15 protein-coding genes are annotated in these 15,200 nt (G+C 71.0%); 5 read left to right on the top strand and 10 right to left on the bottom strand.

Features of this window, described 5'->3' with window-relative positions; genetic code table 11:
- Positions 1-11: 11 nt before the first annotated feature.
- Genes AMYBE_RS0114195 through acsA form a run of 5 tightly spaced genes read right to left on the bottom strand, consistent with a single transcriptional unit; the run spans position 12 to position 5,298 of the window.
- Positions 12-266 (bottom strand): acyl carrier protein, encoded by a 255-nt coding sequence (locus tag AMYBE_RS0114195; protein WP_020660052.1) that lies wholly within the window; start codon positions 264-266, stop codon positions 12-14.
- The gene (locus AMYBE_RS0114190) at positions 263-1,516 is read right to left on the bottom strand and encodes a dihydrolipoamide acetyltransferase family protein (protein WP_020660051.1); all 1,254 of its coding nucleotides are present in this window, start codon (positions 1,514-1,516) and stop codon (positions 263-265) included. The genes AMYBE_RS0114195 and AMYBE_RS0114190 overlap by 4 nt, the downstream gene beginning before the upstream one ends.
- Before the next feature lies 1 nt (position 1,517).
- On the bottom strand, positions 1,518-2,486 hold the full coding sequence (locus tag AMYBE_RS0114185) for an alpha-ketoacid dehydrogenase subunit beta (RefSeq protein ID WP_020660050.1): 969 nt from the start codon (positions 2,484-2,486) through the stop codon (positions 1,518-1,520).
- Positions 2,483-3,472, bottom strand: a complete 990-nt coding sequence (pdhA, locus tag AMYBE_RS0114180; protein WP_020660049.1) for a pyruvate dehydrogenase (acetyl-transferring) E1 component subunit alpha — start codon at positions 3,470-3,472, stop codon at positions 2,483-2,485. The genes AMYBE_RS0114185 and pdhA overlap by 4 nt, the downstream gene beginning before the upstream one ends.
- Complete coding sequence (gene acsA, locus AMYBE_RS0114175; protein WP_020660048.1) at positions 3,469-5,298, bottom strand: acetate--CoA ligase; 1,830 nt, start codon at positions 5,296-5,298, stop codon at positions 3,469-3,471. Before acsA ends, pdhA begins: the two co-directional genes overlap by 4 nt.
- 152 nt (positions 5,299-5,450) lie before the next feature.
- Here acsA and AMYBE_RS45435 point away from each other — a divergent pair, with 152 nt between their 5' ends.
- Entirely contained in the window at positions 5,451-5,618 is a 168-nt protein-coding gene (locus AMYBE_RS45435; RefSeq protein WP_020660047.1) for a hypothetical protein, read from the top strand.
- A 32-nt stretch (positions 5,619-5,650) separates the two neighbouring features.
- The gene (locus AMYBE_RS0114165) at positions 5,651-6,175 is read left to right on the top strand and encodes a DinB family protein (RefSeq protein WP_020660046.1); all 525 of its coding nucleotides are present in this window, start codon (positions 5,651-5,653) and stop codon (positions 6,173-6,175) included.
- A gap of 13 nt (positions 6,176-6,188) precedes the next feature.
- Here the strand turns inward: AMYBE_RS0114165 and AMYBE_RS0114160 are convergent, their stop codons facing one another.
- Positions 6,189-7,193 (bottom strand): hypothetical protein, encoded by a 1,005-nt coding sequence (locus AMYBE_RS0114160; protein WP_020660045.1) that lies wholly within the window; start codon positions 7,191-7,193, stop codon positions 6,189-6,191.
- Between the two features lie 540 nt (positions 7,194-7,733).
- On the opposite strand from AMYBE_RS0114160, the gene AMYBE_RS0114150 reads away from it, so the two are divergent.
- Entirely contained in the window at positions 7,734-8,717 is a 984-nt protein-coding gene (locus tag AMYBE_RS0114150; protein ID WP_020660043.1) for a DUF2157 domain-containing protein, read from the top strand.
- On the opposite strand, the gene AMYBE_RS0114145 is transcribed toward AMYBE_RS0114150, so the two are convergent.
- Complete coding sequence (locus tag AMYBE_RS0114145) at positions 8,704-9,444, bottom strand: CPBP family intramembrane glutamic endopeptidase (RefSeq protein ID WP_027927644.1); 741 nt, start codon at positions 9,442-9,444, stop codon at positions 8,704-8,706. The two genes, AMYBE_RS0114150 and AMYBE_RS0114145, sit on opposite strands and share 14 nt — an antisense overlap.
- 37 nt (positions 9,445-9,481) lie before the next feature.
- Between AMYBE_RS0114145 and AMYBE_RS0114140 the strand changes: the two genes are divergently transcribed.
- Together AMYBE_RS0114140 and AMYBE_RS0114130 are read left to right on the top strand one after the other, a co-directional pair.
- Entirely contained in the window at positions 9,482-10,609 is a 1,128-nt protein-coding gene (locus tag AMYBE_RS0114140) for an acyltransferase family protein (protein ID WP_020660041.1), read from the top strand.
- A gap of 424 nt (positions 10,610-11,033) precedes the next feature.
- Positions 11,034-12,086, top strand: a complete 1,053-nt coding sequence (locus tag AMYBE_RS0114130; protein WP_020660039.1) for a fatty acid desaturase family protein — start codon at positions 11,034-11,036, stop codon at positions 12,084-12,086.
- Positions 12,087-12,190: 104 nt separating this feature from the next.
- On the opposite strand, the gene AMYBE_RS0114125 is transcribed toward AMYBE_RS0114130, so the two are convergent.
- From AMYBE_RS0114125 to AMYBE_RS0114115, 3 genes are all read right to left on the bottom strand, one after another.
- The gene (locus tag AMYBE_RS0114125; RefSeq protein WP_020660038.1) at positions 12,191-12,922 is read right to left on the bottom strand and encodes a sulfite exporter TauE/SafE family protein; all 732 of its coding nucleotides are present in this window, start codon (positions 12,920-12,922) and stop codon (positions 12,191-12,193) included.
- A complete protein-coding gene (locus tag AMYBE_RS0114120) occupies positions 12,919-13,674 on the bottom strand; it encodes a sulfite exporter TauE/SafE family protein (RefSeq protein WP_020660037.1) in 756 nt (251 codons plus the stop codon). The genes AMYBE_RS0114125 and AMYBE_RS0114120 overlap by 4 nt, the downstream gene beginning before the upstream one ends.
- Positions 13,675-13,798: 124 nt before the next feature.
- On the bottom strand, positions 13,799-15,163 hold the full coding sequence (locus AMYBE_RS0114115) for an amino acid permease (protein WP_051124944.1): 1,365 nt from the start codon (positions 15,161-15,163) through the stop codon (positions 13,799-13,801).
- Positions 15,164-15,200 lie beyond the last annotated feature (37 nt).

The following is a 15,200-nucleotide window of genomic DNA, read 5'->3' as shown; positions in this document are numbered from 1 at the left end:
GCCGGCGCGGGTCAGCGGTCCGCGGTGAGGAAGTCGGCGGCCGAGTCCACCGTGGCGAGCCGGGGATAGTCGGCCTCTTCGATGCGCCGGCCGAGCCGCTGCGACAGCCGTTCGACGAAGGTGAGGAAGTCCATCGAATCGAGTTCGAGCGCCTCCCGGAGAGACTCTCCGGGAGGCAGTTCGGCGAGTTCCGCTTCGGTGGCGAAGCCGGCGAGCGCGGTGCGGACCGCGGCGGTGGCCTGGTCGCGGGTGAGTGCCTGAGTCATAGTTCCTCCGGATGCTGCAGCAGGTCCGCGATCGCGGACAGGAAACGGGCGCCGGTCGCGCCGTCGCTCGCGCGGTGGTCGGCGGAAAGCGTTGCGGTCACGAGCGGACGGACGCCCAGCAGGCCGTTGACCGCCCACGGCCGTTCCGCTATCGCGCCGAAGCCGACGAGGGCGACCTGCGGCGGATAAATGACGCCGTGCACCGATTCGACGCCGTTGTCGCCCAGGTTCGTCACGGTGAGCGTGCCCGCGGTCAGGTCCGCTGAGCGCAGCGTGCCGGAGCGTGCCCGGGCGACAGCCGCGCGCAGCTCGTCCATGAGTTCGGGGAGCGGACGGTTCGCCGCGTCGGTGATGACCGGCGTGACCAGCCCTCCGCCCCGAAGCGAAACGGCGACCCCTAGCTGCACCTCGGCGGCGGGCCGGAAGCTTCCGTCCGTCCAGTGGCCGTTGAGCTGAGAGACCTTGCGGGCGGCGAGTGCGGTCGCTTTCAGCAGCGCCGCCGCGGGCAGGATCCGCTCCGGCACCGCGACGCGCAGATTGTGCTCGTGCAGCCAATCCAGGCAGGCGTGCAGATCGATGGTCGCGGTCAAGTAGTAATGCGGAATCTCGCGTTTGGAGCGGGCCATCAGCGCACCGATCGCCTGACGCATGGCTTCGGTGTCCCGGCTGTGCCCCCGGGCCGCCTCGGCTACGGCGCGGATGTCGCGCGCGTGCAGCACGCCATCACGCGGGCCGAGCGCATGAAGATCCACGCCGAGCTCGGCGGCCAGCTTGCGTGCGTACGGCGAGATCGGTACGCGCGTCGTCGGCGGATGCGTTCGTTCGGCGAGCGCTCGCGTGATGTCCGCATGCGTGACCCGGCCGCCGCTTCCGGTGCCCCGCAGGGATTTCACGTCCACCCCGGCGCGCGCGGCGAACGCACGAGTCGGCGGCGTCGCGAGCGCGACCTCAGGCGGTGTCGTGGCCAGGTGCGGGGCGGCCGGGTGAGGGGGCGCGGCCGGAGCGGTCGGCTCGTCGCCGGTGTCGATGACGGCCAGCCGCGTGCCGACCGGGACGCGGGCGCCGACCGGGACGACGAGCTCCCGGACCGTGCCGCCGGCGAAGCACTCGACCTCGATCGCCGCCTTGGCGGTGTCCACCACCGCGACGATGTCGCCCTTGCGGACCGCATCGCCCGGTTTCACCAGCCACTCCAGCACGGTGCCCTCGGTCATGTCCGCGCCGAGCGCGGGCATCAGGAAATCCGCCACCTCAGCTCACCGTCCGCTTCGCCGCGGCGACGACGTCCTCCGGCTGCGGCAGCGCGGCCTGTTCGAGATGCGCGGCATAGGGGATGGGGACCTCGGCCGTGCAGACCCGCTCGATCGGAGCGTCGAGTTCGTACAGCGCCTTTTCCGCGACCCGCGCGGAAATCTCCGCCGACAGGCTGCCGCTGCGCCATCCTTCGTCGACCACGACGAGCCGGTGGGTGCGCGCCACCGAGCCGAGGATCGCGGCGTCGTCCAATGGCCGGAGCGTGCGCAGGTCGAGGACTTCCGCGTCGATTCCGGAGGCAGCGAGTTCGTCCGCGGCGGCCAGCGCGGTGCGCAGAGTGCCGCCGTAAGCGATCAGCGTCACGTCGGAGCCGGGACGCCGGATCGCCGCGCGGTCGATGTCCACCGCACCGGCGCCAGGGGCGAGCTCGCCGTCGACGTTGTAGAGCGAGCCGTGTTCGAACAGCAGGACCGGATCCGGGTCCTGCACCGCGGTCCAGAGCATCCCGCGCGCGTCCTCGAGCGTCGCCGGCGCGACGATCCGCAGGCCGGGGATGTGCGCGTACCAGCCTTCCAGGCTGTGCGAGTGCTGCGCGGCGAGCTGCCGCCCGGCGCCGGTCGTCATCCGGATCACCAGCGGGACGCCGAGCTGGCCGCCGGACATGTGCCGCAGCGTCGCCGCGTTGTCGAGGATCTGGTCCAGGGCGAGCAGGCTGAAGTTGACGGTCATGATCTCCACGATCGGCCGCATCCCGCCCAGCGCGGCGCCGATGCCCGCGCCGACGAACGCGGACTCCGAGAGCGGGGTGTCGCGCACCCGCTCCGGCCCGAACTCCTCGAGCAGGCCGAGACTGACCGCGAAACACCCGCCGTACTCGCCGACGTCTTCGCCCATCAGAAAGGTGCGTTCGTCCCGGGCCAGCGCGTCGCGCAAACCTTCGCGCAGCGCCTCTCGGTAGGTGGTCACGACTGCTCCGCGTAGACGAAGCGGGTGAGGTCGGCGACCGGCTCCAACGGCCCGGCGGCGGCCGCCGCGACCGCGGCTTCGATCTCGGCGTCCGCTTCGGATTCGAGAGCGGCGAGGCGGCGGTCGTCCAGTTCGCCGTCCGCGGTCATCAGCTGGGCCAGCGCCGGGATCGGATCGCGCTCTTTCCACTGCGCCACTTCGGCTTTGTCCCGGTAGCGGTCCGGGTCGTACATCGAATGCGCCCGGAACCGGTAGGTGCGCAGCTCGAGGAACCGGGGGCCGCCCTCGGTGCGGATCGCTTCGACCGCCTCGTCGGCGGCCGCGGCGACGGCGGGCGCGTCCATGCCGTCGACCGGCACGGCGGGGACGCCGTAGGACGCCGCGCGGGCGGCCAGGTCGGTGCGCGCGTGCGAGCGGTCGATCCGGGTGCCCATCGCGTACTGGTTGTTCTCGCAGCAGAACAGCACCGGCAGCCGCCACAGCGCGGCCAGGTTGAGACATTCGTGGAACTCGCCCTCGGCCACCGCGCCGTCGCCGAACAGGCAGACCGTGACCTGCGGCCGGTGCCGCATAGCGTCGGCCAGCGCCAGCCCGACCGCCAGCGGCAGGCCGCCGCCCACGATCGCGTTGCCGCCGTAGAACCGCCTGGACGCGTCGAACAGGTGCATCGAGCCGCCGCGGCCGTGGCTGCAGCCGTTGGCGCGGCCGTACATTTCGGCGAGCACGGCATCCATCGGAATGCCGCGGGCGAGCGCGTGCCCGTGTTCCCGGTAGGTGGAGACCACCGCGTCGTCCGGCCCGATCGCCTGCAGCACACCGGCCGCCACGGCCTCCTCGCCGATGCAGAGGTGCATGAAACCGTGGATCTGGGCGGCGCTGTAGAGCTCGACGCATCGCTCTTCGAACCGCCGGATCCGGATCATCTGGCGCAGCAGCTCGGTGCGGTGCTTCGCGCGCGCGGTGTGCGCGGCCTGGCGCCTGGTCATCCCGAAACCTCCAATGTGGACACGTCGCCCTCGGGCAATCCCAGTTCCCTCGCCTTGAGCAGCCGGCGCATCACCTTTCCGCTGCGCGTATGCGGAAGGCGCTGGTCGAACACGATCTCCTTGGGCGCCACCGCGCCGAGCGCGTGCCGGCCGAACGCCAGCAGCTCCAGCCGCAGCGCTTCGGTGGGCTCGTTGCCGGGCCGCAGCGAAACGAACGCCTTCACGAGTTCGCCCGCCACCGGATCGGGCGTGCCGATGACCCCGGCCTCCGCGACCGCCGGGTGCGCGAGCAGCGCGTTCTCCACCTCGAACGGACCGACCAGGTGCCCGGCGGATTTGATGACGTCGTCCGCTCGCCCGACGAACCAGTAGTAGCCGTCCCGGTCCCGGCGCGCCACGTCCCCGGTGAGGTACCAGCCGTCGGCGAAGGACCGCGCGTACCGGGCCGGGTCGCCCCAATAGCCCCGGAACATAGACGGCCATCCAGGGCGCAACGCGAGTTCGCCCTCAGCGCCCGGCTCGGTGATTTCGCGCACCCGGCCGCCGTCGACCAGGGCGCGTCCGTCCGGGCCGCGCTCGAGCAGGCCCGCGGCCACGCCGGGCAGCGGCCGCCCCATCGAACCGGGCCGGATCTCCTCCGCGGCGAAGTTGGCGATCATGATCGCGCCGGTTTCGGTCTGCCACCAGTTGTCGTGCACCGGAAGCCCGAGCGCCTCCTGGCCCCACACGACGACCTCCGGGTTCAGCGGTTCGCCGACGCTCGCGACGAACCGCAGGGCCGACAGGTCGAAATCGGCGGCGGTGCGCGCGCCCCGCATCAGCATCCGCAGCGCGGTCGGAGCGGTGTACCAGACATTCACTCGCTGCTCGGCGAGGACGCGGTACCAGCGCTGCGCGTCGAAATCCCCTTCGTCGCTGATCAGCGTGGCCCCGTGGGTCAGCGGCGCGATGACGCCGTAGGACATGCCGGTGACCCAGCCGGGATCGGCGGTGCACCAGAACACGTCGTCCGGTTTGAGATCGAGCGCGTACCGCGCGGTGACGTGGTGCGCGAGCACGGCTTCGTGGACATGCAGGGCGCCTTTCGGCGTGCCGGTCGTGCCGCTGGTGAAATGGAGCAGAGCGGGGTCCTCGGGAGCGGTGGGCGCGATTTCGTACTCGGGGCTGGCGGCGGCCGTGGCGGGGCCGAGGGCGATCGTCCCCGGCTCGGCCTCGTCGCCGGTCACGAGCACCTGGCGCAGCGAGGGCACCGAATCGCGGATGCCGCGGACTTTCCTGCGGTACAGCGCCGGTGTGGTGACCAGCACGGCGGCTTCGCCGAGACGCAGCCGCTGCCGGACCGGTTCCGGTCCGAACGCGGAGAACAACGGGGACAGCACGCAGCCGGCTTTGAGCGCGCCGAGAGCGGCGAGGTAGAGCTCCGGCTGCCTGCCGAGCAGGGTGTAAACGCGTTCGCCGCGGCGGATTCCGAGTTCCCCCAGCAGGTTCGCGAATCTGCTCGTCCGTTCGGCCAGTTCGGCGTAGGAGAGGTCGTGGGCGCGGTCGAAGCGGTCCACCCAGCGCAGTGCCGTCCGGTCGCGCCGGGGACCGGCGGCGTGCCGGTCGACCGCCTCCCAGGCGATGTTCAGCCCGGCACCGCCGGGCAGCCCGGAAAGGTTGTGTCGTGCTTCGTCCCAGCGGAACCCGCGGCACGTCCGTGCGTAATCGAGGAGATTCGCGGCCGCGCGGACGCGGTCGGGCTTGCTGATCGGCGGCCAGGTCGCGGCCCGCTCGGGCGGACGGGGCGCTGGCTCCGCCGCGTGGTCGGCAGGTCCACCGCGTCGCATGGCTTCTCCCTCGCGTCCGGAGGATCCAGGCTCGCCCAGCCCGCCGGAGTACGGCGAGGGGCGTAGGTCCCCGTCCGGGGGACTTTCGGACGCCACCAGGCGAAGGTCCGCGGACTCTGTTCCGGGTGCGCTCCGGCGGGTATCACCGGAGGATGGCGAAATCAGCGGTTCTCGCGCTCTACCTGCTGCTCATGATCGCGGTGGTAGTCGGCGTGGACATCCTGTTCTTCCGCGACCAGTTCTGGGAGCGGTTGGCGGTGAATGTCGGAATCGTCCTGGTCTTCGGAGCGTTCTACGCGAGGTTTCTGCGCGACACGTGACCCCGGCGCGGCGACGGCGCACACTGTCCAGGGTGGACAGGCAGGAGCTGCACGACGAGCTGGATCGCACCCGCCGGGACTTCCACGCCCTGCTCGCGGGCGCGGACCGCGCCGCGCTGCGCCGGTCCACCGCCGGAACCCGCTGGACCAACCGGCAGCTGCTGTTCCACCTGCTGCTCGGCTTCTTGATCGTGCGGGCCTTGCGGAACCTGGTCCGGTTCTTCGGCCGTCTTCCGGACTCCGCGAGCCGCCGGTTCGCCTGGCTGCTCGACGTCGCGTCGGCGCCGTTCGACGTGGTCAACTTCGCCGGTTCATGGCTCGCCGGCACGATCTTGCCGAGACGGTGGATGCTGGCGCTCTTCGACCGCACCATCGCGGCTCTGCACCGGCGCATCGACGCGGAGTCCGACGCCGACCTGGCGCGCGGCATGGCCTACCCGACGCGGTGGGACCCGTGCTTCCGGGAATACATGACGTTGGCGGACATCTACCGGTTCCCGGTGCAGCACTACGACGTCCACCGGCGCCAGTTGACTCTGCCGGGCCTCGGCGGCTGAGCGGTCGGCCCGGTCAGGACGGCGGGGTCGAGGCCGGTGCGGCGGCGTTCGTCAGCTGGGCGGCCTTCTGGTCGGCGATCCGGGTCAGGACGTGCTGCGCTGTTCCGAAAACGACGGACAGGGACACTAGCTGCCCGGTGTTGTGGAGCCCGAGATCGCTGGAGACGAGCGCGATCCCCACGATCGCGGTGAGCGGTCCCGTGCAGAGCTTGAGCAACGCCTGCTGGACCGGGAGCGCATAGGGATTGCGCCGGTAGCCGGCGGGCATTGCGGCCATCACCGGCAGTGCGCTGATGACCGCGCCGATCAGACCGCTCAGCGCGACGAGTCCCAGCACCGCCATGCGATGGGGTGGGTCAGGGGTTCCGACGTCCAGCAGCAGCTGCCCGTCCGGCAGCACGGCCTGCGCCGCGAACGCGATCCCCACCGCGAGCAGGCTCACCACGCTCGCTCCCAGCATCCGGTTGCGCAGCGTGCGGGCTTGCCGATGGAGCATGTCGGAGGCTTCGTGGGTGACGGCGAGCACCGCGATGGCGGCCGTACGCACGGTTGCCGCGTGCGCGGCCGGATCGGCGGCGGCGCGGGCGTTCTCGAGTGTCTCGCGCAGATAGCGCACGCGTTCGTCGTCCGGCTTCAGAAACGGGGGTGCGTGTTCGAGCGCCTTAGCGGCTTCGCTGACCACGTCCTCGTCACTGGCGAGGCTGACCAGTCGTTCCTCGATGTCGTGCAGCAAGCCCCAGGCTGCTTCGATCGGCGTCGCGCTCCACCACAGCCGGATCCGCGGCAGCAGCCGGGTGGGCAGGATCTGCTCTGCAACGGCCGCCAGGACGTTCTTCACTTCTTCGAGGCCGGCGAGCCGGGTCGCGTCCGCCGTCGTGGCCATCCGGTCAGCGGACCACCACAGCGACTGCGCGCGCACGTAGACGTCCAGCCAACGTCCGGGTGCCTTCCACGACAGTTTCGGGAAGCTGCCGTCATGCGGCAGCCGGGCCGGTTCCAGCGCCAACCGGATCGTCATCGCCGACTCCTTCGTCTCTCCTGAACATCGTTGCGCGCAAAGAAAATGTGCGCTGCCGAAGGTCCTCATCCGGAGGGCATTCCGCCCTCAGCCGGTTCCGGGCCCTTCCCTCGCCGCCCTGCCGCTGGCGATGCTCACGAGATGGTGCGGTCGGGTTTCGAGAGTCTCTACCCGGTGTGCAAGGGCACGGTCGATTCGGTCCCGCCCGGTTCGACGCTGCCGATCCGGACCGCTGGCAGTGGCAGGCGCGCAGCTCGACGGCCTCCGGTACCAGCGGTGGGCGGAAGGCGAGTACGCCCAGCTGCTGCGCGTCGGGCCGTACGCGAACGAAGCGCCGTCGATCGAGGGTCTGCACAAGAACATCGCGGCTGCCGGCCGGTCGGCACCATCACGCGAGCTACCCGGCGCGGAGCGCGCCGGAGCGGTTGCGCACGATCCTGCGGCAGCCGGTCGAAGGCGCGTGAGGTTCCGCCGAAAGTCCCGCGGCCCGGTTCCGTCGGTCCCTGGCGGCAGACCGGCCGCGGAGCCGATCCTGCGAGGATGACGAACGAGTCGCCGGTCCGAGAGACGCTGCGCGGGCTGGTTCAGCGGACAGTGCTGTCGGAAGAGCAGGCGGCCGAGGTCGAACGCGCCTTGCGGGACACCGTGGTGCTGCGGCGGTTGCGGGTTCCCTGGGCGGAGGTCGCCGGGTACCTGGGCGGCGCGCTGGTCCTGGCCGGTGCGGTGCTCCTGGTCGCCACCACCTGGGCGCGCTGGCCGGGCATCGCCCGCACGACGGTGTGCGCGAGTGCGGCGGCGCTCCTGTTCGCGGGTGGATTCGTTGCCGTGCAGGGAATATCCGGGCTGATCTCGGCTCGGACGAAGCCGTCTTCGGCGCGGCTCCGAGTGGCGGCGACGTTGTTCGCGCTCGCCGCGGGCGCGACCGCGATCACGATCGGGATCGCTCTGCCCGACGACGCCGGGAGCGCGGGCGTCGCGATCGCGTGCGGCTCGGGCGCGGTGCTGTCCGGCATCGCCTATGCCCTGGTGCCTTCGGTGCCAGGCTTGCTGACGACGGTCGGGTTGCTGGTCGCGACGGTCCTGGCCGGGATGGACGCGACGGTGGGCACGACGGCGCTGCGCGCCGGCATCGCGATCACCGTGATCGGACTCCTGCTCGTGGGGGCCTCAGTCGGGCAGGCACTCCGGCACCGGCTGGCCGGCGCGGCGCTGGGCGCCTTTCTTTCGCTGGTCGGCGCGCAGCAGCCGTTGGGCGAACACAGCACGGTTGGAGTCGCCTATGGCCTCACCTTCGCGCTGGGGGTCGCGTTCCTGGCGCTGTACCGATGGAAACCTGCTTGGGTCCTGCTGGTCGCCGGGGTGCTGGGGATCACGCTCGCGGTTCCGGAAGCAGTCTGGAACCTGACCGGCGGCGCGACCGGCGCCGCGGTGATCGTGCTGATCGCCGGTGCCGTGCTGCTCGTCGCGAGCGCGCTGGGGTTCCGTCTCCGGCACGGCCCGGCGACCCGGATCAGCGGGCGATGAGCGCCCAGGCCAGGATCAGCCCGCCGGAGTTGGTGGCCAGGTGCACCATCGCCGGGGCGAGCAGGCCGCGCCCGGTATAGCGCCACCAGCACAGGAACACTCCGGCGCCGGCCGCGGCGAGCATCGCCAGCACCGAGACCACGGAGAGCGGCAGCCCGCCGATCGTCTGGTGCACGGCCGCGTTCCGGGTGAGCGCGAGCGACGGCAGCAAATGCCACAGCCCGAACAGCGCGGACGCGCCGAGCACCGGCCACCACCGCCAGCGTTCGCCCGCGCCCAGCAACGCCGGCAGTACGCCGCGGAACGCGATTTCCTCGACGAGGACGGTGCCGAGCGGAATCCGGATCAGGGCAAGCCACATCAGCTGGCCGAACCCGGGCGAGCCGATCCGGCCGTCGTGGAACAGCACGCGCAGCGACGGGATCACTGCGGCGAGCCCGAACCCGAGCGCCACGGTCGCGAATCCGCCGAGCCCGAACCAGAGCGTGCGGCGCACGTGCTCGCGGCTGAAGCCGATTTCGGCCCAGCGGAGACCGGCGATGCGGGCAAGGACGAGAAGTGCGGTGGCCGTGACGGCACCGGAAATGGGATACGCCCAGCCGGGCAGCACCCGGTTGGCAAGGAAAGTAGCCGCCGCGAGCAACAGCACGGCGGGCAGCACGGTAAGGGCACGACGCCGGAAAGCAGGGACTTCCGGCAGTTTCGGGACAACAGCGGCAACAGACATCGTGGTTCCAGTGTGCCCTCGGAAAGGCCGGAGCGCGATGACGACCATGAAACGCGAACCGTACCTGGACTTCCTGCGTGCGGTCAGCCTGGTCGTCGTCGTGCTGTGGCACTGGGGGTTCACCATCCTGCACTGGGCGCCGAACGGCCCGCAGCCCACGAGTCCGCTGGGATATCTGCGCGGGCTGTGGATCCTGACCTGGCTGTTGCAAGTGCTGCCGGTGTTCTTCTACGTCGGCGGATGCGTGCACCTGTCGTCCTGGCAACGCGCCCGCGCCGAGGGCCAGCGCCGGCGCGATTACCTCTGGGTGCACCTGAAGCAGCTGGTCGTGCCCGCGGCCGGCCTGATCCTGGTCTGGGTGGCGATAGGGCTGGTGTTCTCCCGGGCGTTCGGCGTGCCGTGGATCGGGAACGCGGTGCTGCTGATCCTGAGCCCGCTGTGGTTTCTCGCGGTCTACGCGGTCTTGCTGCTCCTGCTGCCCGCGCTCGCGTGGTTGCACGAGCGGTTCGACCTGCTCGTGCCCGTGTGCCTCGGCGGTGTCGCCCTGCTCGTCGACCTGGTGCGGCTGCGCTACGGCTGGGGGCAAGCGAGCTGGATCAACCTCGCGGCGGTGTGGACCTTGGCCTACCAAGCGGGATTCTTCCGGGCGCGCATCGCCGCCGCGCGTCCGCGGGTCTCGGTGGCGATCCTGCTGACCGGACTGTTCCTGCTCGTGGGACTCGTGTTTTCCGGGCTGTATCCCGGATCGATGGTCGGAGTGCCGGGAGAGCGGTTGTCGAACATGTCCCCGCCGACGTTCGCCATCGTGGCACTGCTCGTCTTCCAGATCGGGGTGTGCGAAACGCTGCGGCCTGCCGCTGAGCGCATGCTGGCCCGGCCCCGCGTGCGGCGGGCCAACGCGTTCTTCGCCCGGTACGCACTGCCGCTGTTTCTCTTTCATGCCAGCGGAATGGCCGTAGCGCGCGGAATCGGGTACCTGATCGACGGCGGCCAGCTCACCGACGACCGCGGGCCGGACTGGATCTGGTGGGCCGAACGCCCGCTCGCGGTGCTGGGCCCGTTGCTCGTCACTGTGGTGCTGATCGCACTGTTCGGCAGAAGGCTGGCGCTGCATCCGGTGACGGGCGGCGGGCAACCGGCGGGTGGCGGGCATCCGGCGAAGTAGCCGCGCAGCTCGCGAGCTGGCAGTTGCCCGGCCAAGCGGGTAGCGTCGAAGGCAGCAGGTCCGCGCCGCGCCTCCTATCTTGGTCATGAGGAGCCTTGACGAAGCCGCCCGGCCTGCGAATCCCAGCCCGCGGCCGAGAGGCGCGCCACCCCGAATCCGGCGCTGTCGTCCGGCTCTCGCTGTTCTCCCGCCGGACGCGCTTCGGTCGCCGGCCCACCACCGAGGAGTTCTTTTTGCCGTACCCACGCCTGCGTTCCGGCAGCGTCCGGGCCCCCGTTTCGCCCGTGCTGTTCAGCCATCCGGCGGCGCATGCCGGCGGGAGCGATCTCTCCGCCGCGGACCGGGTCCGCAGTCGCGGAATCCAGTTTTCCGCCCCCTCGGCCAGCGCGCCCGCGGCGCGACGCCAGTGAACGAGCGCACGCCAGTGAACGAGCGCACGCCAGTGAACGAGCGCACGCCAGTGAACGAGCGCACGCCGGGCGAGTACCACACCCTGCTCGCCGAAGTCCGAGCTGCTGGGCTGCTGCGTCGCCGGCCCGGCTATTACGCCACGGTGATGATCGCCAATCTGCTCGTGCTCGCCGGGGCGTGGGTGGGTTTCGCCTTCCTGGGCGACACCTGGTGGCAGCTGCTCATCGCGGCACTGCTCGCCGTTGTCTTCGCGCAGCTGGCGTTCATCGGCCACGATGCCGGGCACAAGCAGATTTTCCGGACCCGGCGGCCCAACGACGCGGTCGGCGTCCTGCACGGCGGCCTGGTGGGGATGAGCTTCCAGTGGTGGATCGACGGCCACAACCGGCACCACGCCAACCCCAACCACGAAGAGCGCGATCCGGATCTCGTCATCCCGGCGCTGGCCTTCACCAGCCGGCAAGCCGCTGCCAAGCAAGGGTTTCTCCGGTGGATGGCCAAGCATCAGGCCATCCTGTTCTTCCCGCTGCTGACGCTCGAGGGGCTGAGCCTGCACGCCGCCGGCTTCCGGGCGGTGTGGCGCGGCGAGACGAAAATGCGCCGCCTGGAAGGCGCTTTGCTGACGGCGCACCTCGTGGCGTATCTCACCGCGGTGTTCCTGGTGCTCTCCCCGGGCATCGCGGTGGTGTTCATCGTGGTGCACCAGGCCCTGTGGGGCGTGTACATGGGCTCTTCGTTCGCCCCGAACCACAAGGGCATGGCCACCATGACCGGCCGTCCGCTCGATTTCCTGCGCCGGCAGGTGCTGACCTCGCGCAACATCCGCGGCGGGCCGGTCACCGATTTCGTCCTCGGCGGGCTGAACTACCAGATCGAGCACCACCTGTTCCCGAACATGCCCCGGCCGCACTTGCGCCGCGCCCAGCCGATCGTGGAGCGGTTCTGCCGCAGCCACGACATTCCGTACGTCCAAACCAGCCTGGTGCGGTCCTACGGGCAGGTGCTCGGCCATCTGCACGGGCTCGGCGCCCCGCTGCGGGCGGCGGACCGCGCGGGCCGCGTCTGACCCGCCTGCCCCTGCCGCGACGGTCCGTGCCAGCTGTCCGTGAAGGGAACATTGAGGGACTCAGAGTCCCTGAATGTTCCCTTCACGGACGAGTCGGTCGGGGATCAAGCGCTGACCATGGTCACGATGCCGGACGCCACGATCAGCCCGATGATGCCGCGCTCGAAGATCGCCCGGGGCACGCGGCCGATCAGCCGCCCGCCGATCGCGTTGCCGATCAGCGCGGCGGCCGCCAGGACCGGCAGGCGCATCGCCAGACCGGCGGTATCGACTTGGCCCGCGGTCGCCAGCAGGAGCAGGGACAGGCAGTTCGTCACGACGAAGTACCCGGCGAGGTCGGCGACGAAGGTGCGCGGCGGGACCTTCGCCGAAGCCAGCAGGACGGCGGGCGGGGCGCCGTTGAGCGACGTCGTGGTGGAGAGGTAGCCGCCCAGCAGACCGGCGATCGTCTGCTTCGCGGGGGTCGCCGGATGAGCGGCGCGGGCAGGGCGGAGCAGCATCCGCAACCCGGAAAGCACGACGACGATCCCGGCCAGCACCCGTAACCCGTGCGGCGGCAGCCAGTGCAGGGTGAGCGCTCCGGCGGCCGCGCCCGGCAGGGCAGCCGCGCCGAGGACCGCCACCCGCCGCCAGACGACGTGGTCGCGTTCGCGGCGCAGCACCGCCAGCCGGGTGATCATGGTGGTGATCAGGTTGATCAGCACCACCTGCGGCAGCGGGAAACCGTTGAGGAGCAGCAGGGGAGTGCCCACCAGGGACGCGCCGAACCCGGTCAGGCCGCCGACGAAGCCGGAGAAGGCGAGCGTCAACGCGCCGAGGACGAGCTCGGCCGTCACGCGAACACCGCCTGACCGACCAGCGCGACCGACAGCGCCGTCAGGATGCCGAGCACGATCCGGCGCACGTCGCCGCCTCCCCGGCGGTACAGCCGATTGCCGACCGCGACGCCGGCCAGCGCGACCGGCAGGAAAAGCGCGGTCTGCGCGAGCACGGCAGCGGTCAGCAACCCGCCCGCGCCCGCGGTGCCGACGGTCATCAGGTCGGCCGCCAGGAAGAACACCACGAGACTGGCCCGGTTCACCGCCATCGGCAACGGCGACGCCAGGAACATCAGGACAACCGGCGGACCGCCCACCCCGCAGGCGCCGTTGAGCACGCCGAACGCGGTGCCGACGCCCGCCGACGTGGCGCGGCCGGGCAGGAACCGCGCGCGGTGCGCGAAGGCCAGCGCGAGTGCCGAGATCCCGACGGTCAGCCCGACCGCGAGCCTCGTCGCACGCACGGGCAGCTCCGCGAGGAGCCAGATCCCAGCGGGCAGGCCGACGAGCGCGCCGGCGAGCAGCCACCGCAGCGACGGACGGTGCACGTCCGGCCACACACGCGGGGCCAGCGTGGCGCTCGAAGCGACTTCCAGGAGCAGTGTGCTCGGGACGACGGCGGCCGGCGGCAGCACCAGGCAGAGGCAGCTGACCCACACCATCGACGCGCCGAACCCGGAATATCCGCGGATCAGCCCGCCCGCCAGCAAGGCGGCGATGGCCAAAGCCATCGCCGCCGGGGACAGCTGCCAGAAGGTGGCTGCGCTCACTCGGACGCCTGGGCTGGGGACGGGTGCGGCATGAGACCTCCACGGGGAACGGGCCGCACCAGCCTGAGCCAATTCTGGCTGTGACGGTAGATCCAGAATCGTGCTGCCGGGTGGTGCCAGCCGGTCAGGCCGAGGCGATCCCGGCTTGGCCGCGCGCGGAGTCCTGCGCCTCCGGAGCCGCCGGTCCGGCCGGTCGCCGCCGGCGGACCTCGTAGCTGACCAGGATCAGGGCCAGAGTGACGGCGCTGAGCCAGAACTGCGAGCGGGTCGAGGGCAGGAACGCCATCGCCAGGATGACCGAGAGCATCAGGGCGATCGTCGCGTAGCTGAGCCACGGGAACAGCCACATCTTGAGGCTGAGCGCGCCCGGGTCGGTGTTCTGCAGTCGTTTCCGAAGCCGGACCTGGGCGAGCGCGATGGACAGGTACACGAACAGTGCCACCGCGCCGTAGGAGTTCACCAGGAACTGGAAGATCAGGTTCGGTGAGACGTAGGACGCGATGACCGAGACGTAGCCGACCGCGGTGCCGGCGATGATCGCGCGCCGGGGCACCCCGCTGCGGGACAGCTTGGTGAAGTACGTCGGCGCGTCGCCGTTGCGCGTCAGCGCGAACAGCATCCGCGACGAGGTGTAGAGCGCGGAGTTGAGGCAGCTCAGCACCGCGGTGAGCACGATCGCGTTCATGATCGTCCCGACCGCCGGGATGCCGAGCACGTCCAGCACCGCGGCGTACGGGCTCACCCCGGTGTCCGGCGAGTTCCACGCCTTGACGGCGACCACGACGAACACCGAGCCGACGTAGAACAGCACCACGCGGAACACGATCGACCGCATCGCCTTGGCGATCGCGCGCCGCGGCTCGGCGGATTCGGCCGCGGCGATGGTGACGATCTCCGCGCCGGTGTAGAACCCGACGCACGGGACCACCGCGGCCAGAACGGCGCCGATGCCCATCGGGGCGAATCCGCCGTGTGCCACGAGGTTGCCGAGGCCGGCGTGCGCATGCGGCCAGAAGCCGCACAGGTACAGCACGCCGAGGCCGAGGAACACCACGATCGCGATGACCTTGATCGAGGAGAACCAGTACTCGAACTCGCCGTAGGAGCGCGCCGACACCAGGTTCGTCACGGTCAGCAGCAGGAGCAGGCCGAGGCTGAGCGCCCAGAGCGGCACGCCGGGCAGCCACAGGTGCAGGATCCGCCCGCCGGCCACCGCCTCGACGGCGACCACGATGACGAAGAAGTACCAGTACATCCAGCCGACCGCGAAGCCGGCGCGATTGCCCATCGCCTCCCGGGCGTAGACGTAGAACGAGCCGAGCGCGGGCCGCGCCACGGTCATCTCGGCCAGCATCCGCATGATGAGAACGGTGATCAGGCCGGCGATCAGGAACGAGACCACCGCGGCCGGGCCCGCCGACTGGATGACCACGCCGCTGCCGACGAACAGGCCGGCGCCGATGACCCCGCCCAGGGCGATCAGGTTCATGTGGCGTTGCTTGAGGCCCGGTTTGAGACCGCTCGAA

It is taken from the genome of Amycolatopsis benzoatilytica AK 16/65 (assembly GCF_000383915.1).
Lineage (GTDB): Bacteria > Actinomycetota > Actinomycetes > Mycobacteriales > Pseudonocardiaceae > Amycolatopsis > Amycolatopsis benzoatilytica.
The sequence above is the reverse complement of the archived record's forward strand: the minus strand, read 5'-3'. Positions and strand labels throughout refer to the sequence as shown.

What these genes read in the sequence shown, in the direction of transcription:
- AMYBE_RS0114195 (WP_020660052.1), bottom strand. Translation starts at nt 266, where the DNA reads ATGACTCAGGCACTCACCCGCGACCAGGCCACCGCCGCGGTCCGCACC.
- pdhA (WP_020660049.1), bottom strand. Translation starts at nt 3,472, where the DNA reads ATGACCAGGCGCCAGGCCGCGCACACCGCGCGCGCGAAGCACCGCACC.
- acsA (WP_020660048.1), bottom strand. Translation starts at nt 5,298, where the DNA reads ATGCGACGCGGTGGACCTGCCGACCACGCGGCGGAGCCAGCGCCCCGT.
- AMYBE_RS45435 (WP_020660047.1), top strand. Translation starts at nt 5,451, where the DNA reads ATGGCGAAATCAGCGGTTCTCGCGCTCTACCTGCTGCTCATGATCGCG.
- AMYBE_RS0114160 (WP_020660045.1), bottom strand. Translation starts at nt 7,193, where the DNA reads ATGACGATCCGGTTGGCGCTGGAACCGGCCCGGCTGCCGCATGACGGC.
- AMYBE_RS0114150 (WP_020660043.1), top strand. Translation starts at nt 7,734, where the DNA reads ATGACGAACGAGTCGCCGGTCCGAGAGACGCTGCGCGGGCTGGTTCAG.
- AMYBE_RS0114145 (WP_027927644.1), bottom strand. Translation starts at nt 9,444, where the DNA reads ATGTCTGTTGCCGCTGTTGTCCCGAAACTGCCGGAAGTCCCTGCTTTC.
- AMYBE_RS0114140 (WP_020660041.1), top strand. Translation starts at nt 9,482, where the DNA reads ATGACGACCATGAAACGCGAACCGTACCTGGACTTCCTGCGTGCGGTC.
- AMYBE_RS0114115 (WP_051124944.1), bottom strand. Translation starts at nt 15,163, where the DNA reads ATGAACCTGATCGCCCTGGGCGGGGTCATCGGCGCCGGCCTGTTCGTC.